The following is an 11627-nucleotide window of genomic DNA, read 5'->3' as shown; positions in this document are numbered from 1 at the left end:
TTTTCTCAGCCGTAGATCAGCTTGGGAATGAAGAGGGAGATTTGCGGAATATAGGTGATCAGCAACAACACGATCAGGTTCACCAGCACGAAGGGCCAGACGCCGCGGATGATATCCGCCACCGGTTTGTTGAGCGTCGAGGAGGCGACGAAAATGTCGAGCCCGAAGGGCGGTGTGATCATCCCGAGGCTGACGTTCAATGTCACCAGCATGCCGAAATGCACCGGGTCGATGCCAAAGCTCATCGCCACAGGGTAGAGCGGCGGCACCAGCACCAGAAGCGTCGAGTTCGGATCGATGAACATGCCCGCGACGAAGAACAACAGGTTGACTGCGATCAGGAAGGTGATCTTGCCGGCCCCTGTGGCCTCGAGAAAGCCGATGATCTCATTCGGCACCTGCGCCAGCGTGACGAAGAAGGAAATCAACCCGCCCATCGCCAGCAGGACAAAGATGATCGAGGTGTTCACCGCGCTGTCCTCGGTGATCTTGGCGAGGCCTTTGAGATCGAGCGCGCGGAACACGAACATCTCGACAAGGATGGCATAGACCACGCTGACGGCGGCGGCCTCCGTGGGGGTGATGATGCCGGAATAGATGCCTCCGAGGATGATCACCGGCATGCCCAAGGCCCATTTCGCCTCCCAGATCGCCTTGAACCGCGCGGACCAGGGCAGGCGCGCATCATGGCTGACACCATCGCGGGCCGCCTGAATGCGGACATAGACGGAAAAGGCGAGGCCGAGGACGATGCCGACGGCCAGCCCGCCCGCGAAGAGTTTCGAGATCGAGGTGCCGGTGATCCAGCCATAGACGATCAGGGTGATCGACGGCGGGATCAAAAGCGCGGTTTCGGCGGAGGAGACCAGAAGTCCGAGGCTGAACCGGTCGGAATATCCGGCCTTGCGCAGCTCCGGATAGACCATGCGGCCCATCGCGGCCACGGTGGCCGGCGCCGAGCCGGAGACCGCGCCGAACGCCATGGAACCGCCGACGACGACATGGCCCATGCCGCCCTTGGTGTGGCCGACGAGCGCCTTGACGACGGAGATGAGCTGGCGCGCGATCTGGCCCGAGCCCATGAGATTGGCCGCGAAGATGAAGAACGGGATCGCCAGAAGCGTCGAGTGATCGATGCCGCCGACGATTTTTTGCACCACGGCGGCGTCGGGCAGGCGGGCGTAGAAGGCTTCCTTGTAAGCGAGTGCCGGAATGCTCAGCACGAGGAGCATTTCAAAGCCTGCCACCAGAAGCAGGACGGCCAGAAGGAGGATGAGGGCAAAGATCATTCGGAGGCCTCCTGATAGCGGTCGATGAGGCCGAGAAGGCTCAGCCCGTAGCGCAGGCCCAGGAGGGCGAAACCGGCGACGGGAGCGAGGTAGATATAGCCCATGGGCACGCCCAGGGTCGGGGATTTCTGGCCGGTTTTGAGCACGAATTGCACCAGATCGAGCGCCAGCCAGGCCACGTAGAGGCTCATGCCGAGGCCGACCAGATCGATGATCTTCAACAACAGGGAGATGATCGGAGCCGGAAGCCTGTCGCGCAGGTTGGTGATGCCCACATGTTTGCCGCGTTCCAGCGCCAGCCCGAGGGCCAGAAACACCAGAAACAGGTTCATGATCCGCACCGCTTCCTCGATCCAGGCAAAGCGGCTGGCAAAGGTGCCGCCGATTTCGCGGGTCACCACCGAGCCGGTGTAGAGAAACACCATGAAGAGAAATAGCGCGATGAGCACGGTTCTTTCGACCGTACGGAGCAGATTGAGAGCTTTCATGAGAGGGCTTTCGATCACCGTGGAAGGAGAGGCACCGCGGTCGGACAGGGCCGGGGCGGGGCGCGAGGGGCCCGGGATGAACCCGGGTCCCTCAGGGATTTAGAGGCTGCCGTAGGCCTCGGTGTAGATGTCCAGAAGCGCCTGGCCCGCGTCGCCGGTCTTGGCGACATAGGCGGCAGAGGCCGGGCCGAACATTTTTTCGCGGAATTCGGCGCGTTCGGCCTCGTCGGCGACACGCACATTGGTGCCCGCCTCCTTGATGGTCTCAAGCGCGGCGTCGACGGCGGCGGCCTTGTGCGCGGTCAGATCCGGGATCACCTCGGCAAAGGCATCCTTGATGATGGTCTGGTAGTCTTCCGGCAGGCTGTTCCAGAACATCGGGTTGAACAGGATCACATCCTCCATCGCGCCATGGTCAGACACCACGAGGTTCTTTTGCACCTCGTAGAATTTCATCGCCTTGATCGTGTCGAGCGGGTTTTCCTCGCCGTCCACAACGCCGGTTTGCAGCGAGGTGTAAAGCTCGCCGAACGGCAGTGCGATGGCGGAGGCGCCAAGCGCGTTGAACTGTTCGATCAGGATCGAGCTGTCCATCACGCGGAATTTCTGACCGGCGAAATCGGCAAGCGTGTCGAGCGGTTCGTTCGAGGTGAACTGTTTCTTGCCATTGGGCCAGAGGTCGATCGCCACCATGCCCTTGTCGGAGAAACTGTCGAGCAGCGCCTGACCGAAGGGACCGTCGCGCAGCGCGGCGGCTTTGTCGGCGTCTTCCGGGATCAGATAGGGGATGTCGAGGACCGAGACCAGCGGGTTGAAACCGCCGAGGAAGGCGGCGGGGGCAACGGTGGCCTCGAGCGTGCCGAGCTGCACGCCTTCGTTCATCTGACGCTGGTTGCCGAGCTGGCCCTGCGGAAAGAGCTGGAATTCGACATCGCCATCGGTGCGCTCTGCGACGAGCTCTGCCACTTTCTCGAGATGGATGTGGCGGCTTTGCTGGGTGCTTTCGAGATGGCCGATACGGGCCACGTAGTCCTGGGCGAGTGCGGGGCTGGTCATCGCCAGCCCGGCAAGCAATGCAGCGGAAAGAAGGGATTGGGGGTGAGGCATGAGGTGCTCCCGGTTGTCAGGTTTGTTATGACAGCATTGACTCCCGAAAGCTCCGGTGAGGTCAATAGCAAAGTCTAAAAAATGAGACGAAACTCAGTTTTGATCAGTTGATTTATTTTTGTGCCGCATTTTTGGGCGCATGTTTCAGGCTTTCACCCCCTCATGCGCGATGAGCGCCTCCACATGGTCGGCGGCTTCGCGGCCTTTCAGGGCGGTGTTCCAGAGTCGCTCCGCGATACCCTCGTGCAGCTCCAGAGCTTCGGGCGCAGAGGTGATCAGGCCCACGCCGATGCGGGTGTTCGGGTTGTGGCCGAGGCGAAAGGGGCTGATGGTCAGGATCGAGCGCCCGGCCTGGCGCATGATCTGAAACGAGGTGGACGGGATCGGTTCGCGCGCGACGCCGATCTGCACGCCGATGTCGGGAGAGCGCAGCATTTCCACGATATGGCGCACTTCGCGGAGCGCCATCTGACGGCGCTGCCGGTGCACTTCGGGCGTCAGTTCGGCGCTGCCTTCAAGTCCTTCGCGCAGGAACTTCCGGATGTCCGCGTCGGCGATGATCGAGGCGAGCAGCGGTCGCCGCTGGCCAAAACTCCGCTTTCTTTGTTTCAGGATCTCCAATATTCTTGCGATATCCTCGTGCTCGTCAGGCTGTGCTCCCTCCTCGAGCACATCCTTGAGGATCGTGTCATATTGATCGGTGGTGACGAGATAGGAAATCGGGCTGAACAGGCCGATGATCTGGTCGCAATCTTCCTCGATCTGACGCATGCGCTCGAAAAAGCTCAGGGCATTGTCGACATATTCGATGCCGACGCCCAGGAGGCTCGGGAGCGATACTTGCAGCTCGCCGGCAATCGCGGACAGCATGTCAATCTTGGCGATTTCGCCTTTCTCGGCGCGATACAGGGCGGCGCGGGAAATGTTCAGCCGCGTGGCCAGATCCTCGGGCGACAGGTTGCGACCAAGGCGATGGGCCTTCAGCCGCGCGCCGATGTCTTTGAAATTGATTTGCGTCTCTTCCACGGTGGACTCGTTTGAAATCTCATGAAATCTGAGTGCGGAGCCTAAATTTTGGCCACGCAAAGAGATTTGTCTCAAATATGAGACAAGCATGAATTGCAGGGCGTCGCAAGGGGGATTCCAAAACGCCTCCCGAATAAATTGACCGCGTCAGATTCGCGATCTCCGCGGGTAGGGGATGCGTGTGGAGTGGGGCCGGGCGGCGGGAGGTTGCGTCGCGCCGGTGTTGCGGCGCGGTTCCCGGGCTGGGCAAAGCGGCCGGAAGAGACCGGCGGATCGGGCAGGGCGTGCTTGTCGCCCCCGCCGATCGTGATCTCTGCAGGAGCGGATTGCGCGTCTTGTCGGGCTTCTGATTGGGGTCCCGATTGGGCGCCCGGTCAGATGTCTGTGTTGGTGGCGAAAGATTGCGAGCTCAGACCGCGCGCGGCGCGGTCTTGTTCGGCCTTTGCGATGCCCGCTTCGAGAATGCTGCGGTCGGCGCGCCCGCTGAACGATCCGGAATGCCCCAGCTCGTCGGCAAAGAACAGGGCGCGTTCGCCGGCCACAGAGAGCAGTCGGCGCAGCTCGGCCAGCGGATCGGCGTGATCGTCGGCGCGGATGTCGATCCAGGGGAAGGCTTCGCCACGATGGATGCGCAGGGCCGCAGCTTGTTTGCCGCGCTTGTCGCCGCCGGCGGCCTCACCGGCCTCCATCGCCAGAAGCAGGCGCTCGGCAAAGGGCAGGTCCATATGATCGAGATAGGCGGCGAGCGTGTCCTCGACCACCGCCGGCCCCACCAGCATATTGCCGGCGACCGACACCCCGTCGGCGATCCGGTGCCCGGCCCAGTCGATACAATCCGCCCCGGTATGGGCGGCAGAGCGCCCCTCGAGATCGATCATATGGGCCTGGCGCTGGGATTGAAACGTGTCGCGCGCGGCCAGCCCGGTGATCACCGTGGCGGCAGAGAGGCCTTCGGCCATTTGCGCAGCCCCGTCGACGCCCCAGAGCGGGTTGACGAAAGCCTGGCTGGCCACCGCGACCTTACCGTCGATCTGCGGTACCAGCGAGCCGACGGCGAAAAAGCGGCTGGCGACGGCAATGCCGAGATGGCCGGTGTCCGGGTCCCGGGCGACGATCGAATAGGTCATCTGAGTGTCTCTTCTGTTATTTGGGCTGGCTGTCGTTTGGGCTCTTGGGCTCAGGCTGCGGGCATGCTGAAGGCGGCATCGCCGACGGTCTCGAGCAGGGAGGGGGCCCAACGGGTCAGGATGTGCCGCAGATGCCCGGCCATCGCTGCGGTGGCGCGCGCCTCGTCACGGGACAGAAGCTCGTCGAGGAGCGCCTGATGTTCCTTGCCGACGCCGCTTTCCTGAAAGAAGTCGCGGGGCACTTCCAGCCCGCCGAGGGTGAAGCGATGGATATGCAGCGAGCAGCGTTGCAGAATCGGCGAAAGCAGCGCCATGCCGGCGGCCTCGGCGATACGGGCGTGAAAGGCGCGGTCGAGCTCGGCACCCTGAAACTGGTCCTCGCGAATATGCGCCTGTTCCATGTCGGCGATCATCGCCTCCAGGGCGTCGCGATCCACGGCGGAAATGCCGTTTTGCGCGATGCCCTGAGCGACCGAACGTTCGATGGAGAGGCGGACGCGGACCATCTCGGCGGCTTCGGCATGGCTGATGTCGGTGACCTGGGTGCCGCGATAGCCCGAGCGCTGCACCAGCCCGTCCTCGACCAGATGCATCAGCGCCTCGCGCACGGTGCCCTGGCTGCACTGAAGCTCGCGCGCCAGTTCCTGTTCGCGGAGCAGGGTGCCGGGTGCGTAATAGCGGAAGATGATCGCCCGTTTGATTATTCCGTAGGCAACATCCGACTTTTTTCCGCCGATTTTTGGGGCAGCGGCGATCATATCCTGAAGTGACTGTCTCGAACCCATTGACAACTCTTTTTTGACTGGACTTAATTATCGATAACAATATTGATAATGATAAGTCGCGCGGATGTCCAGCAAGACATCGATGCAAAGTGAGGAAAAGAATGAGCCTTCTGGCGGTGGAAAATCTGGCGATCGATGTGGCGGTTGGTGAGGCGTGTCACCGCCTCGTGCATGATGCGAGCTTTTCGGTGGAGCCGGGGGAAACGCTGGCGATTGTTGGCGAATCCGGCTCTGGCAAGTCCCTGAGTGCGCTCGCGGTCATGGGGCTTCTGAGCGAAGGGCTCTCGGTCGGCGCCGGGACGATTCGCTACAAGGGGCAGGACATCACTCATTTTGACGAGCGCGCGCGCAACCAGTTGCGCGGCAGCGAGATCGCCATGGTGTTTCAGGAGCCGATGACCTCGCTGAACCCGGTGCGCACCATCGGCCATCAGATCACCGAAGGCATGCGGCTCAAGCTCGGGCTCAATCGCAAACAGGCCACGGCGCGGGCCATCGAGCTTCTGGAGGAGGTCGGGATTTCCGATCCGGCGCAGCGGCTCAGGCAATATCCGCATCAGCTCTCCGGCGGCATGCGCCAACGGGTGATGATCGCGATTGCCCTGTCGTCAAAACCGAGCCTGATCCTCGCCGACGAGCCGACCACTGCGCTCGACGTGACGATTCAGGCGCAGATCCTGTCGCTGACGGCGCGGATCTGTCGCGACCATGGCGTCGGTCTGGTGCTGATCACCCATAATCTCGGCATCGTCGCCCGTTATGCCCAGAAAGTGGCGGTGATGTATGGCGGGCGGATCGTCGAGGCGGGGACGGCCGCCGCGCTCTATGCCGCACCGATGCATCACTATACGCGCGGGCTGCTGAGCTCGGTGCCGCGGCTCGACACGCCGCGCGACCTGCCGCTCCGGCCCATCGCCGGCGCGCCGCCCGATCCGATGCAACATGTTCCCGGATGCCGGTTCCACCCGCGCTGTGCCGCGGCCACCGCGGCCTGCGCACAAGAGGTGCCGAAGATGGAACAGAGGGCAGGGCATGAGGTGGCCTGTTGGAACCCGGTGCCGGCCGATCAGACGATTTCGGAGGAACTGGCATGACCAAAGCCTTGCCGCTGCTCGAATTCACCGATGTCCATGTGCATTTCCCGATCCGCGCCGGGTTCTTCAAGAAAGAGGTTGGCCGCATCCGCGCGGTCAACGGCGTCTCCTTCACCATTCGCAAGGGGCAGGCCTTTGGTCTGGTCGGCGAAAGCGGCTGTGGCAAATCCACCGTCGCCCGTGCCGCGCTCAGGCTCGAAGAGGCGACTTCGGGCAGTATCCGCTATGCGGGTGAGCATATCTCGCTGTTCACCGGTGAGGAGCGGATCAAATTTCGCAAGCGCATGCAGGCGGTGTTCCAGGACCCGTTCTCCTCGCTTAACCCGCGCATGAAAGCCGGCCAGATCATTGCCGAGCCGATCCGGGTGCACGGGGTCAAACCGGCGGGCGAGGTCAGGGCCGAGGTCGACCGTCTGTTGGAACTGGTCGGGCTGCCGCTGCGCTTTGCCAATCTCTACCCGCATGAAATGTCGGGCGGGCAGCGCCAGAGGATTGGCATCGCCCGGGCGCTGGCGCTCGGGCCGGAGCTGATTGTCGCCGATGAGGCGGTCTCGGCGCTCGATGTGTCGATCCAGGCGCAGATCATCACCCTGTTGGAAGACCTGCAACGCGATCTCGGGCTGACCTACCTGTTTATTGGCCACGATCTTTCGGTGGTGCGTCACATCTGCGATCAGGTGGCGGTGATGTATCTCGGGCGGATCGTCGAAATGGCCCCCTCCGAGGAGCTGTTTGCCAATCCGACCCATCCCTATACGCGGGCGCTGATCGATGCGGTGCCCAACCCCGATCCCGCGGCCGAGGCCGGGCGGCATATCGAACCCCTACAAGGCGAGGTGCCAAGCCCGGCCAACCCGCCCTCGGGATGCGTTTTTCATCCCCGTTGCCCTTTGGCGACGGACCGCTGCCGGCAAGAGGCGCCCGATCTCGGGCCGGTCGCGCCGGAGCACAGCGTGGCCTGCTGGAATGCGGGCTGAAGCGACCGATCACATCTCACCTGACATCTCATTCCTTGAACACCGAACGAAAAGGACCCACGACCATGTCTGCCGATAAAACCAAACTGCGTGGCAAGCTGCGCGCCCTGTGGAAAGAGGCTCACGATTTCGATCCGAAAGACCCGCTCTTTGGCCTCAGCGCCAAGGACATGTCCGGCCCGGTTCTGTCGCGCCGTGCTACGCTGCGTCTTCTGGCTGCCTCCGGCACCCTAACTGCGGCGCATCTGATGCCCGGCGGGCTGACCGCCATGGCCGAAGCCGCCACCCCGGGTGGCACGCTCAATTGCGGTTGGGCCGGTGTGGCCGAGATCCAGACCCTCGATCCGGCCCAGATCGGTCAGGTGCTGCAGTTCCAGATCACCTCGAACGTGCTCTCGGGCCTGATGCATATCGATGCCGATCTGGTGGCGCGCGGCGATCTCGCCGAGACTTGGACCGTGTCCGACGACGGTCTCGAATATGTCTTCAAGCTGCGCGAGGGCGTGACCTTCCACAATGGGGATGCGTTCTCCGCCGATGACGTGCTCTACACCTACGCGCGCTCTTCCGATCCGGAGCAATCGATCCATTCCGGTGTGCTGGCCAATGTCGCGAGCCTCGAGAAACTCGGCACTCATGAGGTGAAATTCACCCTCAAGAAGCCGCAGGCCTCCTTCCTCACCAAGACTCTCGAACGCGCCTCCGGTCGGGCGATGACCATCGTCTGCAAAGGCGCGCTCGAGAGCATGGGTGCCTCGGACTACGGCCTCGCCCCGGTCGGCACCGGTCCGTTCAAAGTGACCGAACATGTGCTGGGTCAGGGGGTGACGCTCGAGAAATTCGCCGATTACTATGATCCGGAACGTCCGAAGCTCGACAAGGTGACGATCAAGCCGATCGACGGGGTGGAGCCGCTGGCCGCAGCGCTGGAAGCCGGCGACATCCAGTATATCGGTGGCAACCCGATCGCGCCGCAGCTGATCGACCGGTTCAAAGCGAACCCCGATCTGGTGGTCGATATCAAGCCGGGCCCGGGCTTCCAGTCGGTCTGGATGAACCCGCATCGCGATCCGATGAAGGTCACCGATTTCGACAAGCCGCTGGACGAGTTGAAGAAAGAGCCGGGTTTCATGGTGCGTCTGGCGATGGCCAAGGCGCTCGATCGTGACACCTATGTGCAACAGGCGAGCTTTGGCTACGCCCTGCCGGCCTATGGCACGATCAATCCGGCCATGGCCTTCTATTACGATGAGGGCATCGCAGAGACTTCCGAGCAGGCCTTCGATCCGGAAGGCGCGCGCGCACTTCTGGCCGAGGCTGGCTATCCGGGCGGCAAGGGCTTCCCGGAACTTGAAATGCTGGTGACACCTTCGGGCAAGCGCAACGGGCTCGTGGTTGCCAATATCTTCAAACAGGTGCTCGGCATCACCGTCAATCTCGCGGTGAAGGAATTCTCCGTCGGCATCGAGGATTTCAACAATATGGAATTCGACATGCGCCTCGGCGGCTCGGGCGGAGACTACGATCCCGATGACGGTCTCATCGACTGGATGATTTCGGATTCGAAGTTCAACGGCCGGACCCGCGACACGGTGAAATATCCGATTGGCTATTTTGCCGAGAGCGAAGTGGATGCCCTGTCGGCACAACAGGCCGTCACCGCCGATCCGGAAGCCCGCCGTGAGCTGGTGCGCAAGGCCAACCAACTGACCTCCGACAAGGTCGCCTGTGGCTTTCTCTATCACCCGGTCGATGTGCTGGTCTACGCCAAGTCGGTCAATGTCCCGGCCGAAAGCCGCATCCCCGGCCTCACCGATCTCGATCGGGTGACGCTGGGCTAAGGGCAGATACCCCCCCCCAACCCGGCCGGGCAATCCGGTCCGGCCGGGTTTCAATCAGGAGAGATCCATGGCAGCCTATGTGCTTCGCAGATTAATCGGCTCGGTTCTGGTCATGTGGGCCGTCGCGACGCTGGTGTTTTTCATGCTGCGCCTCGTCCCCGGCGATCCGATCGCCGCCATGCTCGCCGATGTCGGCGGGCCGGAAGAGATCGCCGCGATGAAGGCCAAGCTCGGGCTCGACCGCTCGCTGCTCGTGCAATACGGGCTCTGGTTTTCCAACGCCTTGCAGGGCGATCTCGGCGCCTCGATCTATGGCAGCCGCGTGCCGGTGACCCAGATCATCGCCGAGGCGATCCCGCGCACCCTGTCGCTGTCGCTTCTGTCCTTCGTCATCGCCATTGTCATCGCGCTGCCCGCGGGCATTATCTCGGCGACGCGGCGCAACACGCTCACCGACAATGCGGTGTCCTTCCTGGCCTTTCTCGGCCTGTCGATGCCGGATTTCTGGCTCGCCATCCTGTTGATCATCATTTTCGCTGCCAATCTGCAATGGTTGCCGGCGGTGGGCTATATCCCGCTCGCGGAAGGCTTCTGGCCCTGGCTCCGGCATCTGATCCTGCCGGCGATCGCCATCGGCACGGCGTTTTCGGCGATCATCGCCCGGATGATCCGCTCCTCTCTCTTGGAGGTGCTGAGCTCCGACTATATGCGCACCGCGCGCTCAAAAGGGCTGACGCCGCGAATGCTGATGTTCGGCCATGCGCTGCCCAATGCGATGATCCCGGTGATCACGGTGATGGGCATCGCCTTCGCGCTTTTGATCTCGGGCGCGGTGGTGGTCGAGAATGTCTTTGCCATCAAAGGTCTCGGCCGGGTGCTGATCGAAGGCATCCTCAATCGTGATTACCCGGTGGTGCAGGGCGCCATTCTGGTGGTTTCGGCCATCTTCGTCTTTTCCAACCTCATCGTCGATCTGCTCTATGGCGTGATCGACCCCAGAATTAGGCTGCACTGATGAGCGACGCGACCCTTTCCCCCGCAGACAACACCCGGCCAAAGCGGCGTTCGCGCCTCCTGGTGACGCTGGCCGGCGACCGCAAGGCACAGTTCGGCTTGATCGTGCTGGCACTCTTCGCTCTGGCTGGGATCTTTGCGCCGCTTCTGGCGCAATATGATCCCAATGAGATGACGCTCGACATGATGGCGGGGCTGTCCGCAGCGCATCCGCTGGGCACCGACGATCTCGGGCGCGATCTGCTCTCGCGCATCCTCTACGGCACGCAGGTGTCGCTGTTCATCGGCATTTCCACCGTCGCGCTGGCGCTGGCCATCGGCGTCACCCTCGGTCTCGTCGCGGGCTATTTCGGCGGCTGGATCGACACGATCATCATGCGCTACATCGATCTGCAATGGGCCTTCCCGAATTTCATCATCGCGGTCTATCTCGTGGCGGTGTTCGGCACCGGGCTCCTGAACGTGATCGTCGCGATTTCGCTGGCCTTCGTCGATGATTTCGCCCGGATCGCCCGGTCGATGACCCTGACGCTGCGCGAGGAGCAATATGTCGACGCCGCCCGCACCTTGGGTTTTTCCAAGCCGCGCACGCTGTTCGTCCATATCCTGCCGAATGCCGTGGCGCCGATCATCGTTCAGGCCACGGTCAGCGTGTCCTACGCCATTCTCGGCGAGGCGAGCCTGTCCTTTCTGGGCCTCGGCGTCGATGTCAGCACCCCGACCTGGGGTCTGATCCTCGCCGATGGCCGCAGCTTTATCACCCAGGCCTGGTGGCTCGGCGTCTTCCCCGGCCTCGCGATCATGCTCGTGGTGCTGTCGATCAATTTCATCGGCGACTGGTTGCGCGATGCGCTCGATGTCCGCCAAAAGGCCATTTAA

General features: G+C 62.6%; 11 protein-coding genes. 5 read left to right on the top strand and 6 right to left on the bottom strand.

All coding sequences use genetic code 11. The annotated features are described in order from the left end of the window. Nucleotides 1–5: 5 nt before the first annotated feature. The 6 genes from BM151_RS07180 to BM151_RS07155 all read right to left on the bottom strand — a co-directional run bounded on the left by BM151_RS07180 (nt 6) and on the right by BM151_RS07155 (nt 5822). Nucleotides 6–1289 carry a TRAP transporter large permease gene (locus BM151_RS07180; RefSeq protein WP_090059526.1) on the bottom strand — a complete coding sequence of 428 codons (1284 nt, stop codon included), beginning with the start codon at nt 1287–1289 and terminating at the stop codon, nt 6–8. Beyond that, on the bottom strand, nt 1286–1777 hold the full coding sequence (locus tag BM151_RS07175) for a TRAP transporter small permease (protein ID WP_090059525.1): 492 nt from the start codon (nt 1775–1777) through the stop codon (nt 1286–1288). Before BM151_RS07175 ends, BM151_RS07180 begins: the two co-directional genes overlap by 4 nt. 99 nt (nt 1778–1876) lie before the next feature. Continuing rightward, nucleotides 1877–2884 carry a TRAP transporter substrate-binding protein gene (locus BM151_RS07170; RefSeq protein WP_090059523.1) on the bottom strand — a complete coding sequence of 336 codons (1008 nt, stop codon included), beginning with the start codon at nt 2882–2884 and terminating at the stop codon, nt 1877–1879. Between the two features lie 144 nt (nt 2885–3028). Continuing rightward, the gene (locus BM151_RS07165; RefSeq protein WP_218151338.1) at nt 3029–3910 is read right to left on the bottom strand and encodes a helix-turn-helix domain-containing protein; all 882 of its coding nucleotides are present in this window, start codon (nt 3908–3910) and stop codon (nt 3029–3031) included. Between the two features lie 374 nt (nt 3911–4284). After that, nucleotides 4285–5037, bottom strand: coding sequence for a DUF1028 domain-containing protein (locus BM151_RS07160; protein WP_090059519.1), 753 nt, complete (start codon nt 5035–5037; stop codon nt 4285–4287). 50 nt (nt 5038–5087) lie between these two features. After that, entirely contained in the window at nt 5088–5822 is a 735-nt protein-coding gene (locus BM151_RS07155; protein WP_090059517.1) for a GntR family transcriptional regulator, read from the bottom strand. Nucleotides 5823–5923: 101 nt separating this feature from the next. Here BM151_RS07155 and BM151_RS07150 point away from each other — a divergent pair, with 101 nt between their 5' ends. The 5 genes from BM151_RS07150 to BM151_RS07130 all read left to right on the top strand — a co-directional run bounded on the left by BM151_RS07150 (nt 5924) and on the right by BM151_RS07130 (nt 11627). After that, nucleotides 5924–6916 (top strand): ABC transporter ATP-binding protein, encoded by a 993-nt coding sequence (locus BM151_RS07150; RefSeq protein WP_090059516.1) that lies wholly within the window; start codon nt 5924–5926, stop codon nt 6914–6916. After that, nucleotides 6913–7893: an ABC transporter ATP-binding protein gene (locus tag BM151_RS07145; RefSeq protein ID WP_090059515.1), complete on the top strand. Its 981-nt coding sequence runs from the start codon at nt 6913–6915 to the stop codon at nt 7891–7893. The genes BM151_RS07150 and BM151_RS07145 overlap by 4 nt, the downstream gene beginning before the upstream one ends. A gap of 65 nt (nt 7894–7958) precedes the next feature. Then, nucleotides 7959–9734 carry an ABC transporter substrate-binding protein gene (locus BM151_RS07140; RefSeq protein ID WP_090059513.1) on the top strand — a complete coding sequence of 592 codons (1776 nt, stop codon included), beginning with the start codon at nt 7959–7961 and terminating at the stop codon, nt 9732–9734. Between the two features lie 67 nt (nt 9735–9801). Then, nucleotides 9802–10749, top strand: coding sequence for an ABC transporter permease (locus BM151_RS07135; RefSeq protein ID WP_090059512.1), 948 nt, complete (start codon nt 9802–9804; stop codon nt 10747–10749). Continuing rightward, nucleotides 10749–11627 carry an ABC transporter permease gene (locus tag BM151_RS07130; RefSeq protein WP_090059510.1) on the top strand — a complete coding sequence of 293 codons (879 nt, stop codon included), beginning with the start codon at nt 10749–10751 and terminating at the stop codon, nt 11625–11627. The genes BM151_RS07135 and BM151_RS07130 overlap by 1 nt, the downstream gene beginning before the upstream one ends.

Origin of the sequence: Celeribacter neptunius (genome assembly GCF_900113955.1) — a bacterium.
Classification (GTDB): domain Bacteria; phylum Pseudomonadota; class Alphaproteobacteria; order Rhodobacterales; family Rhodobacteraceae; genus Celeribacter; species Celeribacter neptunius.
Note: the sequence above shows the minus strand (reverse complement) of the source record. Positions and strands in the feature narration are given on the sequence as shown.

Excerpts from the sequence above, each read along its gene's own strand:
- BM151_RS07130 (WP_090059510.1), top strand. The coding sequence starts at position 10,749 with ATGAGCGACGCGACCCTTTCCCCCGCAGACAACACCCGGCCAAAGCGG.
- BM151_RS07150 (WP_090059516.1), top strand. The coding sequence starts at position 5,924 with ATGAGCCTTCTGGCGGTGGAAAATCTGGCGATCGATGTGGCGGTTGGT.
- BM151_RS07145 (WP_090059515.1), top strand. The coding sequence starts at position 6,913 with ATGACCAAAGCCTTGCCGCTGCTCGAATTCACCGATGTCCATGTGCAT.
- BM151_RS07170 (WP_090059523.1), bottom strand. The coding sequence starts at position 2,884 with ATGCCTCACCCCCAATCCCTTCTTTCCGCTGCATTGCTTGCCGGGCTG.
- BM151_RS07155 (WP_090059517.1), bottom strand. The coding sequence starts at position 5,822 with ATGGGTTCGAGACAGTCACTTCAGGATATGATCGCCGCTGCCCCAAAA.
- BM151_RS07160 (WP_090059519.1), bottom strand. The coding sequence starts at position 5,037 with ATGACCTATTCGATCGTCGCCCGGGACCCGGACACCGGCCATCTCGGC.
- BM151_RS07180 (WP_090059526.1), bottom strand. The coding sequence starts at position 1,289 with ATGATCTTTGCCCTCATCCTCCTTCTGGCCGTCCTGCTTCTGGTGGCA.
- BM151_RS07175 (WP_090059525.1), bottom strand. The coding sequence starts at position 1,777 with ATGAAAGCTCTCAATCTGCTCCGTACGGTCGAAAGAACCGTGCTCATC.
- BM151_RS07140 (WP_090059513.1), top strand. The coding sequence starts at position 7,959 with ATGTCTGCCGATAAAACCAAACTGCGTGGCAAGCTGCGCGCCCTGTGG.
- BM151_RS07135 (WP_090059512.1), top strand. The coding sequence starts at position 9,802 with ATGGCAGCCTATGTGCTTCGCAGATTAATCGGCTCGGTTCTGGTCATG.